Source organism: Microbacterium sp. GXF0217 (assembly GCF_054798195.1).
In genome coordinates this window covers 18,158-33,571 of sequence record NZ_JBSJZG010000004.1, presented here as the reverse complement: position 1 = coordinate 33,571, position 15,414 = coordinate 18,158, and the positions used below count along the sequence as shown (strand labels likewise).

At 68.4% G+C, this 15,414-nt stretch carries 19 protein-coding genes; 7 read left to right on the top strand and 12 right to left on the bottom strand.

What is annotated here, in order from left to right:
• Positions 1 to 21: 21 nt before the first annotated feature.
• Together ACWAT3_RS09245 and ACWAT3_RS09240 are read right to left on the bottom strand one after the other, a co-directional pair.
• Positions 22 to 981, bottom strand: a complete 960-nt coding sequence (locus tag ACWAT3_RS09245) for a hypothetical protein (RefSeq protein WP_460797823.1) — start codon at positions 979 to 981, stop codon at positions 22 to 24.
• On the bottom strand, positions 864 to 1,415 hold the full coding sequence (locus ACWAT3_RS09240) for a hypothetical protein (protein WP_460797821.1): 552 nt from the start codon (positions 1,413 to 1,415) through the stop codon (positions 864 to 866). The genes ACWAT3_RS09245 and ACWAT3_RS09240 overlap by 118 nt, the downstream gene beginning before the upstream one ends.
• A 101-nt stretch (positions 1,416 to 1,516) precedes the next feature.
• Between ACWAT3_RS09240 and ACWAT3_RS09235 the strand changes: the two genes are divergently transcribed.
• Positions 1,517 to 1,792: a hypothetical protein gene (locus ACWAT3_RS09235; protein ID WP_460797820.1), complete on the top strand. Its 276-nt coding sequence runs from the start codon at positions 1,517 to 1,519 to the stop codon at positions 1,790 to 1,792.
• Positions 1,793 to 1,801: 9 nt separating this feature from the next.
• Here the strand turns inward: ACWAT3_RS09235 and ACWAT3_RS09230 are convergent, their stop codons facing one another.
• The 4 genes from ACWAT3_RS09230 to ACWAT3_RS09215 all read right to left on the bottom strand — a co-directional run bounded on the left by ACWAT3_RS09230 (position 1,802) and on the right by ACWAT3_RS09215 (position 5,312).
• The gene (locus ACWAT3_RS09230; protein WP_460797818.1) at positions 1,802 to 2,881 is read right to left on the bottom strand and encodes a 3-deoxy-7-phosphoheptulonate synthase; all 1,080 of its coding nucleotides are present in this window, start codon (positions 2,879 to 2,881) and stop codon (positions 1,802 to 1,804) included.
• A 218-nt stretch (positions 2,882 to 3,099) separates the two neighbouring features.
• Positions 3,100 to 4,059, bottom strand: a complete 960-nt coding sequence (locus ACWAT3_RS09225) for an acetylxylan esterase (protein WP_460797816.1) — start codon at positions 4,057 to 4,059, stop codon at positions 3,100 to 3,102.
• The gene (locus ACWAT3_RS09220; RefSeq protein ID WP_460797815.1) at positions 4,056 to 5,078 is read right to left on the bottom strand and encodes an acetylxylan esterase; all 1,023 of its coding nucleotides are present in this window, start codon (positions 5,076 to 5,078) and stop codon (positions 4,056 to 4,058) included. The genes ACWAT3_RS09225 and ACWAT3_RS09220 overlap by 4 nt, the downstream gene beginning before the upstream one ends.
• Positions 5,079 to 5,081: 3 nt before the next feature.
• On the bottom strand, positions 5,082 to 5,312 hold the full coding sequence (locus ACWAT3_RS09215; RefSeq protein ID WP_460797814.1) for a tautomerase family protein: 231 nt from the start codon (positions 5,310 to 5,312) through the stop codon (positions 5,082 to 5,084).
• Positions 5,313 to 5,371: 59 nt separating this feature from the next.
• On the opposite strand from ACWAT3_RS09215, the gene ACWAT3_RS09210 reads away from it, so the two are divergent.
• Complete coding sequence (locus tag ACWAT3_RS09210; RefSeq protein ID WP_460797812.1) at positions 5,372 to 5,794, top strand: NUDIX hydrolase; 423 nt, start codon at positions 5,372 to 5,374, stop codon at positions 5,792 to 5,794.
• Between the two features lie 7 nt (positions 5,795 to 5,801).
• Here ACWAT3_RS09210 and ACWAT3_RS09205 read toward each other — a convergent pair whose 3' ends face one another.
• Together ACWAT3_RS09205 and ACWAT3_RS09200 are read right to left on the bottom strand one after the other, a co-directional pair.
• On the bottom strand, positions 5,802 to 6,284 hold the full coding sequence (locus ACWAT3_RS09205; RefSeq protein ID WP_460797810.1) for an aminoacyl-tRNA deacylase: 483 nt from the start codon (positions 6,282 to 6,284) through the stop codon (positions 5,802 to 5,804).
• Positions 6,281 to 6,769: a DNA helicase gene (locus tag ACWAT3_RS09200; protein ID WP_460797808.1), complete on the bottom strand. Its 489-nt coding sequence runs from the start codon at positions 6,767 to 6,769 to the stop codon at positions 6,281 to 6,283. The genes ACWAT3_RS09205 and ACWAT3_RS09200 overlap by 4 nt, the downstream gene beginning before the upstream one ends.
• Before the next feature lie 159 nt (positions 6,770 to 6,928).
• Here ACWAT3_RS09200 and ACWAT3_RS09195 point away from each other — a divergent pair, with 159 nt between their 5' ends.
• Positions 6,929 to 7,486 (top strand): peptidylprolyl isomerase, encoded by a 558-nt coding sequence (locus ACWAT3_RS09195; RefSeq protein WP_460797806.1) that lies wholly within the window; start codon positions 6,929 to 6,931, stop codon positions 7,484 to 7,486.
• Positions 7,487 to 7,508: 22 nt separating this feature from the next.
• On the top strand, positions 7,509 to 8,402 hold the full coding sequence (locus tag ACWAT3_RS09190) for a rhomboid family intramembrane serine protease (protein ID WP_460797804.1): 894 nt from the start codon (positions 7,509 to 7,511) through the stop codon (positions 8,400 to 8,402).
• 149 nt (positions 8,403 to 8,551) lie between these two features.
• Here the strand turns inward: ACWAT3_RS09190 and ACWAT3_RS09185 are convergent, their stop codons facing one another.
• On the bottom strand, positions 8,552 to 8,791 hold the full coding sequence (locus ACWAT3_RS09185; RefSeq protein WP_429459153.1) for a cell division protein CrgA: 240 nt from the start codon (positions 8,789 to 8,791) through the stop codon (positions 8,552 to 8,554).
• 79 nt (positions 8,792 to 8,870) lie between these two features.
• On the opposite strand from ACWAT3_RS09185, the gene ACWAT3_RS09180 reads away from it, so the two are divergent.
• From ACWAT3_RS09180 to ACWAT3_RS09170, 3 genes are read left to right on the top strand one after another with little or no spacing between them, the layout of a single operon-like run.
• A complete protein-coding gene (locus tag ACWAT3_RS09180) occupies positions 8,871 to 9,662 on the top strand; it encodes a class E sortase (RefSeq protein ID WP_460797802.1) in 792 nt (263 codons plus the stop codon).
• An 11-nt stretch (positions 9,663 to 9,673) separates the two neighbouring features.
• Positions 9,674 to 9,829 (top strand): hypothetical protein, encoded by a 156-nt coding sequence (locus ACWAT3_RS09175; RefSeq protein WP_460797800.1) that lies wholly within the window; start codon positions 9,674 to 9,676, stop codon positions 9,827 to 9,829.
• Entirely contained in the window at positions 9,826 to 10,476 is a 651-nt protein-coding gene (locus ACWAT3_RS09170; RefSeq protein ID WP_460797798.1) for an anthranilate synthase component II, read from the top strand. Before ACWAT3_RS09175 ends, ACWAT3_RS09170 begins: the two co-directional genes overlap by 4 nt.
• Here the strand turns inward: ACWAT3_RS09170 and pknB are convergent.
• The 3 genes from pknB to ACWAT3_RS09155 are packed head-to-tail and all read right to left on the bottom strand — an operon-like array spanning position 10,458 to position 15,414.
• Entirely contained in the window at positions 10,458 to 12,149 is a 1,692-nt protein-coding gene (gene pknB, locus ACWAT3_RS09165; protein WP_460797797.1) for a Stk1 family PASTA domain-containing Ser/Thr kinase, read from the bottom strand. The genes ACWAT3_RS09170 and pknB overlap by 19 nt on opposite strands.
• A 44-nt stretch (positions 12,150 to 12,193) precedes the next feature.
• A complete protein-coding gene (locus ACWAT3_RS09160; protein ID WP_460797796.1) occupies positions 12,194 to 13,960 on the bottom strand; it encodes a protein kinase domain-containing protein in 1,767 nt (588 codons plus the stop codon).
• Positions 13,957 to 15,414, bottom strand: coding sequence for a peptidoglycan D,D-transpeptidase FtsI family protein (locus ACWAT3_RS09155; protein WP_460797794.1), 1,458 nt, complete (start codon positions 15,412 to 15,414; stop codon positions 13,957 to 13,959). Before ACWAT3_RS09155 ends, ACWAT3_RS09160 begins: the two co-directional genes overlap by 4 nt.

Genomic DNA, 15,414 nt, shown 5'->3' with positions numbered 1-15,414 from the left:
CTGCGCTGACGGAGGGTCCGTTCACGCCGTATCGTCGCTGATGTGCAGCCGACCGAGCGGGCGTGCCTGCAGCTCGTCGACATCGACGCCCGGCAGCAGCCTGCGCTCCGCGAGAGTCTTGATGGCGTCGTTTCGCTCCCTCATCAGAATCTTCATCGCCTTCGGCCCGAGCTGATCGACCGGCATCGGGGGGATGTCGGGCTCGGGTGGCATCGGCGGGGAGCACTGGATGATCACGAACACGATCACCGCCAGCACCACCATCACGTACACGGGAACCATCGGCATCAGCTCCGGGCGGGTGCCGGCGTCACGTGCGAGCTGATGGGTGATGAACACACCGAACACTCCGAACGCGAAAGTGAGGACGAGCGTGATCTGCAACGCCCCGTTTCTGTGGCGTTTCGATGTCACGATCCAGTAGACGAAGATCAGTACCACTCCGATCGCGGCAACACTGTAGGACACCATCGCCCACGGAATGTCAGCGGCATCCGGTGCGTCCGTCCGCCCGATCCGAATATCCCTGGGGCTGCCGAAGACGGCCGCGAAACCGCCGATGGATGCCAGCAGCGCCAGGAACGGCGATACGCCCCACGCGATCCGCCACCATGGCGTCCTCGACGCCTCGTCCGCCTCCGTCGTGTACGCAAGAACGTGCGCCTCGAGAACATCGAGACCGTGCGGGGCCGAACGACTGACGCGCTGGGCCCACAGATGAGGCCTGAGCGGATGAGGACCGATGTTCGGCAGCGACATGGTGTCGAAACTATCCCACCGACCCATCTTCGAACGGGGGCCGTTCGCTCTCACCATGAGCAAAGACAACGGACTCAGCCATGGGGCACCCTTTCCGTGGGTCTCTACGGGATCGTGATCACGGAGTGCTCGTTCGTCGAGGTGTCGCAGGTGGTGATCCGCCACACCGCGGATCCGTCCTCCATGACGCGCGCCATCTCGATGATCAGCGGACTCGGCCATGTCTCACCGGACTGCATTGCCGCGAGCAGAGCGCCGGTTCCCGTGCTCTGCTCCGCCTCGGTGAGCTCAACCTCGTGCTCGCTGATGTTCGCGAGCGTCCGCACATCGAGCAGGGTCTCCTGGCCGGCGCTCGGATCATCGACCCGCTCGCCGAACATGTCGTGTCGATCCGTCGCAGCCCTGATCCGCCAGACCCACTCCTCATCGATGTACTCGAGGCGCAGACCGACGACGCTTCCGCCCACACCGCCCTCGCTCGGCAGCGCCTCGAGGAAATCCGTGGGCCAGGTCAGCTCCGGCGGCATGCAGGAGCCGGGAAAGCCGTCTCCGACGGCCTCGGGTGAGGGTGCCGCGGGCGTGGTCGAGCACGCGGTAACGACCAGGGCGACCGCGAGGACGATCCCCGCTGAGACGCTTCGCAGCACGTTCTGCATTCAGGACTCCTCCGATGTCCGCCACCGCGCTCTCCGCGGCAGCCCGCCCACAGTCTGCCGCTTCGGCGCGGCAGACGCCATCCACCTCTTAGGATCAGAAGGTGCTGATCGGTCTCATGCGTCCCGTGGAAACCCGCTCCGTCGCCATCGAGGCCACCGACCTCGCCGACGTCCAGACGCAGCTGGCCGCGCAGCGACCGGAAGGGTTCGATCTCGTCTCCTCCCCGGTCGAGATGATCAAGGGCGCGGCCATCCTGAAGGCGGTCGGAACGTTCGCCCGCCGCGACCAGGTCACCGAGATCTCGGCGGATGACATGGCCGCCCTCGAGGCGAAGGTCCCCGAGGGCTGGCAGCTGCTGAACGTCCGACTCGCCTGACCCGACGTGTCAGCCGCGCCTGGCGCGCACAGCGGCGGCCAGACCCGCGAGGGCATCGACGGTCGGGTCCCACCCCATGCACGCATCCGTCACGCTCTGACCGCGCACCAACCTGCCAGGGCCCTGCGCCACGTCGAGCTTCTGCGCTCCGGCGACGAGGTTGCTCTCCAGCATGACGCCGGCGATCGCCGCCCCGTCGGTCGAGATCTGCGCCGCCAGCTCGCGGGCGACCTCGCCCTGACGTACGTGATCCTTGCCGCTGTTCCCGTGGCTGGCGTCGATGATCAGGCGTGCGGTCAGACCGGCGGCTTCGAGGCGCGCGGCAGCCCGCTCGACGTGCTCGGCGCCGTAGTTCGGTCCATCCGCCCCGCCGCGTAGGATCACCGACGTGTCCGGGTTGCCCGTCGTGGTGACCAGGCTCGCCCTTCCGTCGGCGCCGATCCCGAGGAACGCCTGGGGAGAGGATGCCGCGGCCGCAGCATCCAGAGCGACCTGGAGCCCGCCATCCGTACCGTTCTTGAAACCGATCGGCATCGACAGGCCAGAAGCCAGCTGCCGGTGGATCTGGCTCTCGGTCGTCCGTGCGCCGATCGCGCCCCAGCTGACGAGGTCGGCGGTGTACTGCGGGCTGATCGGCTCGAGGAACTCGGTCGCGCACGGCATCCCCAGGGCCGTGACGTCGCGCAGGAAGGCACGGGCCAGCCGCAGTCCCGTCTCGATGTCGTGACTGCCGTCCAGGTGCGGGTCGTTGATCAGACCCTTCCAACCGACCGTCGTGCGGGGCTTCTCGAAGTAGGTGCGCATGACGATGAGCAGGTCGTCGCGGTGGCGCTCGGCCTCGAGCGTCAGACGACCGGCGTACTCGAGGCCCGCCTCCGGGTCGTGGATCGAGCACGGACCCGTGACGACGAGAAGACGGTCGTCCTCGCCGGACATGATCGCGCGGATCTCGTCGCGCGTGCGCGACACGAGTGCTGCGCGCTCATCGCCGACGGGAAGCTCGGCGGCGATGTCCGCGGGGGTCGGGATCGTGGTGAAGGCCGCGACGTGGAGATCGGCGGTGGCGTCGATCGTGGCTGCGTCGTTCATTGTGCAAGGGGTCCTGTCCTGGTGAGGGCGGACCCGATGCAGAGCCCGCCGAAACGGCGAAAGCCAGAGCGAATGCTCTGGCTTGTCGGCTCTGAAGGTGTCGGTACGCGCTAGATCAGCGCCGGCCCCTCCAGAGCCGACTCGAAATACGCATACCAACGGGATGTCATGGTGAAGACCCTACCGCATCGACGAGCGCGCGCGGCGCGGATGCCGCATCAGCCCTGCTCGATGCGGGAAGCGGCGAAGAAATCCTCGGTCGCCTGCCGGAAGAACCGGTCGGAGAGCTCCTCGATCGGTCCGTCCAGGTGGCCGGAACCGCGCACCGTCAACCGCTTCGTACCCGCCAGCGCATGGAACACGGCGAACTGCCCCCTCGGATCGACCGAGGGGTCCTTGACCGCTGCCCCGACGTGCACGGGGATTCGGATGCGCGACGCCGCGATCGCCGCGTCGAAGTAGTCCAGCACCGGGCGCACGTCGGGATGCCGTCGCAGATGCTGCCGCACCGACTCGCCGCTGCCCGTGCAGCGCCTGCTCAGCCGGATCGGAAAATGCCCGAAGCTGGGCACGTCAAGGGACGCGCGACGGAACCGTTCGTCCCAGGGCAGCGCGAGCGCGCCCATTCCGCCGCCGAAGCTGCCGCCTTGATAATCGAGCGCCGCCGCGGCATCCGGAGCGGCATCCAGCAGAACGGTGGCCGCGCGCCAGAGATCGGCGGCCGAGTACCGGTGCGAGTAGGTCTCGCGGTGCTGGATGCCGGCGAGCACGTGCCGCGCCGACAGTGCGGGGAACCGACCGGGGGGATTCGCCTCCTGGCCGGGCGCGACCGGGAAGATCGCCGCAGTGTCAGCGGGGAGGTCGTCGAGTGCGGGTTCGGCGCGACCGCCGTAGCCGTGGCCGATCACACGACCACGGGCGACCGGGCTGTGCGGCACGGCGAGCCAGGCGACGACCTGCTCGCCGGTCGAGGACGCGAACAGAATCCGGTCCACGCGATGCGTCGGGGTCGCCTCGAGCGTCTCTGCGACGTTCCAGTCGACGGGACCGGCACCGAACTCGTCGAAGGTGTCCTGCCAGAACGCGTCGAAATCCGCGGGCTCCTGAAGCGCCGGGGGCGGCGTCAGCAGAGCCGAGAGCGGATACTCGGTGAGCTCTTCGGGGATCGCGTCGGTCATCGGTGCAGCTGCAGGGACGACGCGTCGTGCGAGGACGTCTCGGTCCGCTCGACATCCTCCGCAGGGAAGAGCCCGTCCAGGAACTCGAGCTGTCGACGCGACTGCGTCCACTGCCCGCCCTCGTGCCCGTTGTAGGGGTACACCTCGATGGTCTTGTCCTCGCTCGCATAGTGGTTGAACTGCGCGAACACGGTCGACGGCGGGCACACGGCGTCGTACAGGCCGACCGAGTACAGCGCGGGCGCCGTGGCGCGGGCGGCGAAGTTGATCCCGTCGAAGTAGCTGAGCACGCGGAAGACGTCCTCCTCGTCGCCCCGGCGGGTCTGCATGTAGCGGGCCAGCTCGTTGTACGGGTTGGACTCGGTGATGCGCAGCGCCCGGCGGTAGTGGCTGAGGAACGGCACGTCGATCATCGCGCCGGCGAGACCGTCGCTGAGCCCGGCCGCCGCGACCGCGATGCCGCCGCCCTGGCTGCCGCCGGCGACGACCACCTTGGACGGGTCGACAGCAGGGTGGCTGCGTGCCGCGTCGACGGCGAGGGCGGCGTCCGTGAACAGCCGCCGGTAGTAGTAGGTCTGCGGATCCTCGATGCCGCTGGACATCTGACCTTGGATGCGAGGGCCGGAGCCCACGGGATCGGCCGTGGCCGCTGCGTAGCCGCCGCTGCCCTGGCCGCGACTGTCCATCACGAAGACGGCGTGCCCCGCGCTCGGCAGCAGCGTCCACTGCTCGGGCACGCCTCGCCCGCCGCTGTAGCCGATGAAATGCACCACGGTGGCACGGATCTCGCCGACGGGACGGACGAACCACGCCTTGATCGGGTGCCCCGCGAACCCGGGGAAGGTCACGTCCTCGACGATGAGGGTGCGCAGGGCCGTGTCGACTCGGGTGAAGAGGGGCTCGCCGTGACCGCGGGAGGACGTCAGCGTCTCCGCCCAGAAGGCGTCGAAGTCGGCGGGCTCCTCGCGTTCGGGACGGTACTCGCGGAGCTGGCCGATGGGCAGGTCGAACTGGGCCATGGTTCAGTTCGACCCTGAGGTCACCCGTTCGACCTGCGCGGCGCGCGAGTCGTCCTCGCTCGCGAGCACGCCGCCGTTCGCGACGAAATCGGCCGCGACCTCCTCGAACATGATGCGCACGTCCTGGCGGCGCGCCCCGAGTGCATCGACGGCGGCATCCGTGACGGCCTCGGCGAAGGCACGGCGCTGGTCGACGGAGCGACCGGGGAGGAGTTCGACTCTGATATTCGGCATGGCCAGAAGCCTAGGCGATATGCAGCGTACGGCGTGTCGCCGAGCGCTACTGTGAGTGGATGGACCTGAGAGTCGCCGCTTACGCGGTCGTCACCGATGACGACGATCGGATCCTGCTCGCCCGCTGGACCGAGGGCCGTCGCGTTGCGTGGACGATGCCGGGTGGCGGACTCGAACCGGGTGAGGACCCGGAGGATGCCGTGCGCCGCGAACTCCGTGAGGAGACCGGCTACTCCGTGCGGGTCGGCGAGTTGCTCGGCATCCACTCCCGGGTGATCCCGGCGAGTCGACGCGTGCAGAAGTCCGACACGGCGCTGCACACCCTGCGCATCTTGTACCGCGCCGAGGTCACCGGCGGGCGCCTGCGCTTCGAGAAGGACGGGTCGACTGATATGGCCGGCTGGTTCAGCGCCGCCGCCGTGAACGAACTGCACCGCGTGAAGCTCGTCGACATCGCGCTGCGCAAAGCGGGCATCCTCTAGATCGAGGTCAGTCGCGCGGTTCCTCGGGGACCGAGATGTCGGCGACCGTTGCGCCGTAGGCGGCGATGAGATCGTCGGCGTCGACGAACAGGCTGTAGCCGTGCGCCCCGGCACCCATCGCGACTCGCTGGCCCACGATCGATTCGTCGGCGTAGATCGGCCAGTCGGTGGTGCTGCCGATCGGGACGATCGTGCCGCGCTCGTAGCCGGTCGCAGCCAGGGCGAGTTCGGGCTCAGGCAGCCGCAACTTGTTCACGCCGACGACAGCGCGCAGCTTCGGCCACGAGATCGACCGGCCACCGGGGATCAGCGCGAACAGGTAGGTGTCATCCGAGCGCTTGACGACGAGCGTCTTGACGATTCCCGAGGGCTGGATGCCGAGCAACTCGGCGGCCTCGGGAAGACTGCGTGCCTGCGGCCGCTCGCGGATCTCGATCTCGAGACCACGGGCGGCCGCAGCATTCTTGACCCTGGAGTGGGGCTCGGTCACGCGTTCGGGGCGGACAGCGGGTCGTCCGCGACCCAGAGCTCGTCATCGGCGCGCAGTGCCTGCCAGGCGGCGTAGAGCACGCCGACCGCGGCGGCTGCACCGAGGACGATCGCGACGACCGAACCGAGGCCGGGGCCCTTCTTCGCGGGCGCCGTCTTCACGACGATGCCGTGGCGCTTCGCGTTGGCGATGTCCCACGCGGAAAGCGCCGAGCCGACGACGCCACCGACGATGGGGACGAACTTGTCGTCCACGACGTGCTTGCCGAAGCGCACGCTCTGGTCGACGACGGGCGCCACCCTGCGGTTGTACGCGTCCTGAACCACGGGGACGACCTGCTCGCTGTTGATCTTGCCGAGCTGGCGACCGGCTTCGCGTGCGACGGTCGCGGCCTGGCCGACGAGCACCTGCTGCGACTCCCACAGCTTGTTCGCGTCGTTCTGCAGACGACGCAGTTCCTTCTTCCGCTTGCGGCTGAGGCTCACGATGCTCTCCTGTCCATTGGAGTACGGGTTCCCCATCATGCCAGACATGACTGGATGCGGGCAGAGATTCGACCACCCTTGCCAGGGTCGGCTGATCGCGCTAAGCGATCACGAGCGGCATCCAGGCCATCCGTGGGCGGCCTCTGCGAGAATGGGAGCATGCCTCACGCTTCTCACGTCGCAACTCTGCACACCAACCACGGCGACATCGTCGTCAACCTCTTCGGCGACCACGCTCCCAAGACGGTCGCGAACTTCGTCGGCCTCGCCGACGGATCGAAGGACTGGACGCACCCCGCCACCGGTAAGCCCGGCGAGGGTCCCCTCTACAAGGACGTCGTCTTCCACCGCATCATCCCGAACTTCATGATCCAGGGCGGCGACCCGCTCGGTCAGGGCGTCGGCGGCCCCGGCTACAACTTCGACGACGAGATCAACATGGAGCTCGACTTCACCGAGCCCTACATCCTCGCGATGGCCAACGCCGGTCTGCGTCGCAACGCCATCACCGGCAAGGCCGAGGGCACGAACGGCTCGCAGTTCTTCATCACCACGGACCCGACCCCGTGGCTGCAGGGCAAGCACACCATCTTCGGCGAGGTCGCCGATGACGCGTCCCGCGCGGTCGTCGACGCGATCTCCGCCGTCCCGACGGCACCGGGCGACCGCCCGATCGAGCCCGTCGTGCTGCAGTCGATCGACATCGTCGCGGCCTGACCGACAACACTCTCCGATCCGGATGACGAACACCGAATTCGCGAGCAATCGCGACAACTTCTGCTATCGGCATCCGGATCGGCAGAGCTTCGTGCTCTGCCAGCGCTGCATGCGCACGATCTGCCCCGAGTGCCAGACCCAGGCCGCCGTCGGCGTCATCTGCCCCGAGTGCCTCAAGGAGCAGAAGAACAACCGCACTCCGGCGCAGAAGAAGGCGGATCGCCGATGGAAGGGCGGGCGGTCGATCCTCGCCCCCGCCACCGGCAGGCCGGTCGTCACCTACGCGATCATGGCGCTCACGGCGTTCGTCTGGTTGCTGACTCTCATCCCCGGTATCGGCGACACCATCAGGGGTGCGTTGTTCTTCAACGCCGCGTACCTGTACCCGAATCTGACCGGCCTGCCGTTCGAACCGTGGCGACTGCTGACCGCAGCGCTCGTGCACAGCCCCGGGCTCTGGCACGTCGGGTTCAATCTGCTCTCGCTGTGGGTCATCGGCCGGACGCTGGAGCCGATGCTCGGCCGTTGGCGCTTCCTCGTGCTTTATGTGCTCAGTGCGATCGGCGGCTCGGTCGCGGTCGCCTGCATCGAGCCCCTGCAGTCGGTGGTCGGCGCCTCTGGAGCGATCTTCGGGCTCTTCGGCGCCCTGATCATCATCGGCCGGCACATGGGCGCGAACGTCACCGGCATCCTGGTGATCATCGGGCTGAACCTCGTGATCGGTTTCATTCCGGGCTTCAACATCGCCTGGCAGGCGCACATCGGCGGGGCGGTGGTCGGTCTGTTCGTGGCGCTCATCATCACCCGCACGCAGCGGAGGGATCAGCGCCTGTGGCAGATCCTCTGGCTCGTGGCCCTCGGGCTCGCGCTTATCGCGCTGCTGGTCTTCGTGCCTCCTGCTGTGCTCCTCGGCTGAGTCGCCCGCTCTGCACTCGAGGGTGTGAATAACACCGGTGTAATTCTCCCCAGCCTGTGGATGAGCCTGTGGATAACTCTCCTCGGGGCACAACAGAAGAACCCCCTCACCGATGCGGTGAGGGGGTTCTTCTGCAGTGCTTGCGGGCGTCAGCGCCAGCGCGTGGTCATGAGGAAGCCGATCAGTGCGATGCCGAGGCCGATCGCGAGGTTCCAGGACTGGATGCCGGGGATCGGGTACTGCATCCCGGAGATGTAGAACACGAGGATCCAGGCGAGCCCGAGCAGCATGAAGCCGACCATGACGGGCTTGAACCAGACGGCATTGGGCGCCTGCTCGCCTTCGGCGCGCTCGACGACGGGTTCTTCGCTCTTGCGGTCTCGTGCCATGGGGACATTCTACCCATGCGGCCCGAGAACCCCCGCGCCTCCCGGCCGACGTTCACGCGGAACGGATAGGATCGCGCGTGTGACTGCAACCGCCGTGCCTGAGACCCGTCGCGCGCGGCGTCGACGTCGGCGTCCGCGCGCGACGTTCACCAGCGTGCTGGGCGAGTTGCTGCTCACCGCCGGCGTGCTGGTCATGCTGTTCGTCGCCTGGCAAATGTGGATCGGCGACATCATCATCAGTGCGCAGCACAACGCCGAGGGCGCCGCGATCTCCCAGGAGTGGGCGAACGAGCCGGCCCCGGAGCCCCCGCCCGTCGTCACCGACGAGGCGACGGGCGAGACGTACTACGACCCCCCCATCCTCGAGCACCCCGGCGACGGCGTGGAGTTCGCCCGGATGCTCATCCCGCGCTTCGGTGACGACTACAACGTCGCGGTCGCCGGCGGAACGAGCCGGTCGGTGACCCTCGACAAGATCGGTATCGGCGTCTACGACCAGTCGAAGATGCCGGGCGAGGTCGGCAACTTCTCCGTCGCAGGACACCGGACGACGTGGGGCAAGCCGCTCAACAAGATCGACAAGCTCAAGGTCGGCGACGCGATCGTGGTCGAGACGCCGGAGGGCTGGTACACATATCGGTTCCGCACGCTCGAATACGTGACCCCGACGCAGGTCGACGTGCTGCTCGATGTCCCTCAGATGCCCGCCGTGGAGACGGGTGAGCGGTACATCACCCTGACCGCCTGTTCGCCGCTGTACTCGCTGGCCGAGCGCATCGTCGCCTACGGTGTGTTCGACGGCTTCCAGCCGCGCGCCGAGGGTCCGCCCGACTCGCTCGCTCCCGTCGAAGTCGCCCCGCCGTCCATCTAAGGAGCCCCACGATGTACGCAGCTCTCTGGCGCATCCTCCCCGGCCCCTGGTGGCTGCGGGTGTTCATCCTGCTCGTGCTCGTCGCGGCGGTCCTGTACGGACTCTTCTTCTACGTCTTCCCGTGGATCGCGCCGCTCATCACGCCCGGTGAGGTCGACCTGGAATGACCGTGCGGGTGCTCGTGGTCGACAACCACGACAGCTTCGTGCACACCCTCATCGGCTACCTGCACGAGCTCGGCGCCGTCACGACCGTCGTCGAGGCGGATGCCGTGGATCCGGGTGGCATCGACCTGCTGCTGACCGCTGCCGACGCCGTCATGCTCTCTCCCGGTCCTGGCCGGCCTCGCGATGCCGGCGCCTCGGTCGCGGTGGTCTCGCGCGCAGCCGCGCGACGGATGCCGGTGCTCGGCGTCTGCCTGGGCCATCAGGCGATCGGGGCGGCCTTCGGCGTCGAGGTCTCGGAGGCGCCGGAGCTCATGCACGGCATGGTCTCGCCGGTCGTCCACGATTCCTCGGCGCTGTTCGACGGCATCCCGTCGCCCTTCGCCGCCGGACGCTACCACTCCCTCGCCCTCGCCGAGGCGGACCTGCCGGACGACCTCGTCGTCACCGCGCGCGCCGAGCACGGCACGGTCATGGCGATCGCGCACCGCGACCTGCCGATCCTCGGGGTGCAGTTCCATCCCGAGAGCGTGCTGACCGAGGGCGGCTACCGCCTGCTCGCGAACTGGATCGCGCTCGTCGGCGATCCCGATGCCGTGGCTCGCGCCGCCGAGCTCAGCCCGTTGTCCGGCTACTCGCCGGTGCAGTAACGCAGCTCGACCGGGGAGTGCACCGGCACATCGCCCGGGGCGAGCGACATCGACATCACGGTCGGCGGGTCGGATGCGGGGCAGCTCGTGTCCGGTGTCGGAACCGCCTGGAGCCCGACGCTCTCGAGCTCTTCGGTCGCGGCATCCAGCGTGAAGCCCTCGACATTCTTGAGCGCGACCATGCCGCTCGCGACCACGAGGTCGACCGTCGTCCCCGGCGGAACCTCTTCGCCGTCCTCGATCTCGTCGTCGGCCACGCTGGCCTCGAGCACGACACCGGCCGGCTGATCGGAATTGCTGGCCGGACGGATCGTGCCGAGCTGGAGCCCGGCATCGCTCAGCGCCTTCTCGGCGTCGGCCTGCGACATGCCCACGAGGCGCGGGACCTCGACCATCTCGACGCCGCTGGACACGTAGACCGTGATGTCGGTCTCCTGCTCGACCGTGGTGCCGGCTTCGGGGTCCGTGCGCGTGACGTTGCCCTCGGCGATGTCGGAGCTCGGCTCGATGACGAGCGTCGAGGTGAGATTGAGGTCGTCCAGCGCCTCCTGGGCGCGCTCGGAGCTGACGTCGACGAGATCAGGAACGCTGCGCGACGAGGACTGCACGCTCGGACCCTGCACCGTGACGACCCAGAACAGCACCGAGGCCAGCAGCACGGCGAGCAGCGCGACGCCGGCCCAGATCCACGCCACGGGCGGTCCGGACTGGGTCCGAGCCATGGTCGTGTCGGTGGAGAGCTGTCGCAGCGTGCGGGCGGTCTCCTGCGCGGCGCGGGGGCTCGGCCCGTAGAGCTCGCTGGTGAGCGCGCCGATCTGCTTCTTGCTCGGAGCCTTGCCGCCGAATGCGGTGTCGAGGGCGGCGCGGAAGCTCGCGGCATCCGGATACCGCTGGTACGGATCCTTCGCGAGCGCGCGGAGCACGATCGGGTCGAGCGCGGCCGGGGCGAGCTCGTTGACCTCGGTCGGCGGCACCGGCGTCTCGCTGACGTGCTGGTACGCGACCGCCACGGGCGAATCGCCGCGGAAGGGCTGGCGTCCGGTGAGCAGTTCGTAGAGCACCACGCCGGTCGAGTACAGGTCGGTGCGCCCGTCGACGGGCTCGCCCTTGGCCTGCTCGGGCGAGAAGTACGCGGCGGTGCCGATGATCTGGGTCGTCTCGGCCACCGTGGACGACGAGTCGGACACGGCGCGGGCGATGCCGAAGTCCATGACCTTCACGGTGCCCTTGGGGGTCACCATGACGTTGCCCGGCTTGATGTCGCGGTGGATGACGCCGGCCTTGTGCGAGTACTCCAGGGCCTCCAGGATGCCGTCGACGTAGCGCACCGCATCCGCAGCCGGGACGGGGCCGTCGGCGATGATCGCCTTCAGCAGTGTTCCCTCGACGAGCTCCATCACGATGTACGGGACGGGCTGCGCGCCCGAGGCATCCTCACCGGCGTCGAAGACGCGGACGATGGTCGGGTGCGACATCCTCGAGGCGGCCTGCGCCTCGAGGCGGAAGCGGGTGCGGAAGGCGGTGTCGCGCGCGAGCTCGGGGTCGAGGATCTTGATCGCGACGTCGCGACCGAGGGTCAGGTCGTAACCGCGGTAGACCTTCGCCATTCCGCCGTGGCCGATGAGCTGGTCGACGCGGTAGCGGTCCGCGAGGACACGTTGCTCTGTGGACACGTACGACCCCCCCTGCGTTGACGACTGCTGACTGCCTACCAAGGCTACCCTTCGTTGTTGCCGCCCGCGTCTGCCTCGCCGCCCGCATCCGCCTCGTCGTCGGCTGGCGGGGTGGTCTGCTCCGGATCGGTCGCCGCCTCGATGGCCACCGTCATCTGCGGGGATGCGCCCGAGGGGCGATCGCCGCCGCAGAACGCCTGGTAGGTCGCGGTCACGTTCTGGCCGGCGGTGTCGGCATCGATCGTGATCTCGGCGCTGCGCACGTCCGGGGTGAAGCTGCGGGTGGTCGTGCCGTCCTCGAACGTCGCGTTCGTGATGGTGACCTCGTAGGAGCTCAGCGCCGGCACACCGGACGGGCACGTGTAGTTCGTCCAGTTCAGCGTGGCGGTCTCACCGGCGATCGCGTCGCCCGAGAGCGTCGGAGCGGACCCGGGCGGGCTCACGGCGACGACTTCGGCGAAGAGCGTGAGCGTGAGAGGCGTGCCGGGTTCGACCATGCCGGTCGGTTCGACGCTCTGCACCGTGCCGACCTGCTCTGCCGTGGCGGCCGGTGTCGAACCGGTGACGCAGCTGGCGTCCAGGTCGACGGCGTCCGCTGCGGCGACGGCCGCGTCGCACGTCATGCCGACGAGGCCCAGCGCGCCGACGTTGACGGGCGTGGCGGTCGGCGTCGGTGTCGGGTCGGGCGTCGGGGTCTGCGACTGCGTGGTCGGCGGAGGCGTGGTCGGCTTCTCCTCCGGATCGCCGGACAGCAGCGCGATGATCGTGCCGCCGACGGCCAGCACGAGGATCGCGATGAGGGCGATCAGCGGCCAGGTCCACGGGCTGCGCTTCTTCTTCTTCGTCTCGTCGACCGCTTCATCGGTCTCGAGGGCCGCGGTCGTGGTGAGGATGCGCGTGGCGTCGTCACCTGCCGTGTCCATCATGCGCGTAGTCTCGTCGGCGACCCCGCCGGTGGCGATCGCGGGCACGGCGATCGCCGCGGAGTTCAGATCGCCGCGACGCAGCGCCTGCGCGGCGCGCGCGACGGTCGCCGAGGAGCTCGGCCGATCGGCCGGCTTCTTGGCGATCATGGCCATCACGAGGTTCTGCACCGGGATCGGGACGGTCGGCGGCAACGGCGGCGGCTGCTCGTTGATCTGCGCCATCGCGATCGCGACCTGCGACTCGCCCGTGAAGGGACGCTTGCCAGCCAGCGACTCGTACGCGACGATGCCGAGCGAGTAGGTGTCGGTCGCCGGGGATGCCGGGTGACCGGATGCCTGCTCCGGCGACAGGTACTGCACAGTGCCCATCACCTGTCCGGTCGCGGTCAGCGGCACCTGGTCGGCGATGCGGGCGATGCCGAAGTCGGTGATCTTCACGCGGCCGTCCGGCGTGATCAGCAGGTTTCCCGGCTTGATGTCACGGTGGACGAGGCCGGCGGCGTGCGCGGCCTGCAGAGCTGCGGCGGTCTGCGCGACGATGTCGAGCGTCTTGTCGGCGCTGAGCGCACCGTCGCGTTCGAGGACCGTCGAGAGCGCTTCGCCGGGAACAAGTTCCATGACGAGGTAGGCGCTGCCGTTCTCCTCGCCGTAGTCGAACACGCTCGCGATGCCCTCATGGTTGACGAGTGCGGCGTGCCTGGCCTCGGCGCGGAAGCGCTCGAGGAACCCAGGGTCCCCCATGTACTCGTCCTTGAGGATCTTGATGGCGACCGTGCGCCCGATCACATGATCGGTGGCCTCCCAGACCTCGCCCATGCCGCCGATCGCGATCCGCGACTGGAGCTCGTACCGTCCACCGAACGACACACCCTGCGTCGGCCTCATTTGTTCAGCACCGCCTCAATGACCTTCTTCGCAATCGGAGCGGCAATCGAATTGCCGGATCCGGACTGACCCTTACCACCGCCGTCTTCGACGACGACTGCCACCGCCACCTGCGGATCATCCGCGGGGGCGAAACCTGTGAACCACAACGTGTACGGCTCGGTGTCGCCGTTCTCGGCCGTACCGGTCTTACCGGCCACGTCGACCCCGTCTATTCTCGCATTAGACGCGGCTCCGGAAGCCACACTCGCGACCATGGCGTCCGTGACATCCTGCGCCACCGACTCCTCGACGGCGCGACCGAACTCGGTGTTCTCGAACGCCGTCTGCGTGGACAGATCCTCGCGGATCACGGCATCCACCATCCGCGGGTTCATCACGACGCCGTCGTTCGCGAGCCCGGCCGACACCATGGCCATCTGCAGCGGCGTCGCACGGACGTCGCCCTGGCCGAAGCCGGTGAGCGCCACCTGGTCGTCGCTGAGACCACGCGGGTACGTCGAGGCGGTCGAGGTGAGCGGGATGTCGAACGAGAGATCGAAGCCGTAGGCCTCGGCGGTCTCGCGGATCGCGTCCTCGCCGATCGCGACGGCCAGCTGCGCCATCGGGATGTTGCAGCTGAGCCGGATCGCATCCGCGATCGAGACGGTCTCGCCGGGGCCGCACGTCCCGCCGCCGGAGTTCGCGATCTGCTGGTTGGTGCCGGGGAGCGTGTATCGCGCCGGGTTCGGAAGCGTCGACTGAGGCGTCCAGTCCCCCGTCTCGAACGCCGCGGAGGCGACGACGACCTTGAAGGTCGAGCCCGGTGGGTTGAGGCTGCCGGCGATCGCCCGGTTGTACAGGGGGTTGTCGACCGCGTTCTCGAGCTCGTCGTACGTGCTGCGGACAGCGGCGACGTCGTGCGAGGCGAGCAGGTTCGTGTCGAAGCTCGGAGTGGAGGTGAGGGCGAGGATGCGCCCCGTCGACGGCTCGATCGCCACCACGGCGCCCTCGAGACCGTTCAGCGCCTCGTAGGCGACGCGCTGCACATCGCCATCCAACGACAGCGAGATGCTCGAACCGGTCTGCGGCTGGCCGGAGACGATGCGCTCGATCTCCGCGAAGAACGCGCCGGCGCCGGTGCCGGAGAGGTCGGCATTCATCGCCTTCTCGAGGCCGGTCGCGGACTGCAGCGCCGGATTGAAGTATCCCGTCACCGGCGCCCACATCGCGGCATCCGTGTAGACGCGCTGGAAGGCGTAGGTGTCGTCGGCAGGGATCGAGTACGCGATGGGGCTTCCCGACGCGATGATCGATCCGCGCTGGATCTCGTAGCTGTTCAGCAGGGTGCGCTTGTTGTTGGTGTTCTGGGCGAGCGCGTCGGCCTCGACGACCTGGATCCAACTGGTCGCGATGAACAGCGACAGGAACATCGCGAGCATGATGATGCTGAGGCGGCGGAGTTCTTTGGTCAT

Bases quoted from the DNA above. Each gene is read 5' to 3' on its own strand.
- ACWAT3_RS09240 (WP_460797821.1), bottom strand. From the start codon at position 1,415: ATGCAGAACGTGCTGCGAAGCGTCTCAGCGGGGATCGTCCTCGCGGTC.
- ACWAT3_RS09195 (WP_460797806.1), top strand. From the start codon at position 6,929: ATGCCTCACGCTTCTCACGTCGCAACTCTGCACACCAACCACGGCGAC.
- ACWAT3_RS09220 (WP_460797815.1), bottom strand. From the start codon at position 5,078: ATGGCCCAGTTCGACCTGCCCATCGGCCAGCTCCGCGAGTACCGTCCC.
- ACWAT3_RS09175 (WP_460797800.1), top strand. From the start codon at position 9,674: ATGTACGCAGCTCTCTGGCGCATCCTCCCCGGCCCCTGGTGGCTGCGG.
- ACWAT3_RS09185 (WP_429459153.1), bottom strand. From the start codon at position 8,791: ATGGCACGAGACCGCAAGAGCGAAGAACCCGTCGTCGAGCGCGCCGAA.
- ACWAT3_RS09230 (WP_460797818.1), bottom strand. From the start codon at position 2,881: ATGAACGACGCAGCCACGATCGACGCCACCGCCGATCTCCACGTCGCG.
- ACWAT3_RS09160 (WP_460797796.1), bottom strand. From the start codon at position 13,960: ATGAGGCCGACGCAGGGTGTGTCGTTCGGTGGACGGTACGAGCTCCAG.
- ACWAT3_RS09210 (WP_460797812.1), top strand. From the start codon at position 5,372: ATGGACCTGAGAGTCGCCGCTTACGCGGTCGTCACCGATGACGACGAT.
- ACWAT3_RS09155 (WP_460797794.1), bottom strand. From the start codon at position 15,414: ATGACCAAAGAACTCCGCCGCCTCAGCATCATCATGCTCGCGATGTTC.
- ACWAT3_RS09245 (WP_460797823.1), bottom strand. From the start codon at position 981: ATGGCCGAGTCCGCTGATCATCGAGATGGCGCGCGTCATGGAGGACGG.
- ACWAT3_RS09215 (WP_460797814.1), bottom strand. From the start codon at position 5,312: ATGCCGAATATCAGAGTCGAACTCCTCCCCGGTCGCTCCGTCGACCAG.
- ACWAT3_RS09225 (WP_460797816.1), bottom strand. From the start codon at position 4,059: ATGACCGACGCGATCCCCGAAGAGCTCACCGAGTATCCGCTCTCGGCT.
- ACWAT3_RS09170 (WP_460797798.1), top strand. From the start codon at position 9,826: ATGACCGTGCGGGTGCTCGTGGTCGACAACCACGACAGCTTCGTGCAC.
- ACWAT3_RS09190 (WP_460797804.1), top strand. From the start codon at position 7,509: ATGACGAACACCGAATTCGCGAGCAATCGCGACAACTTCTGCTATCGG.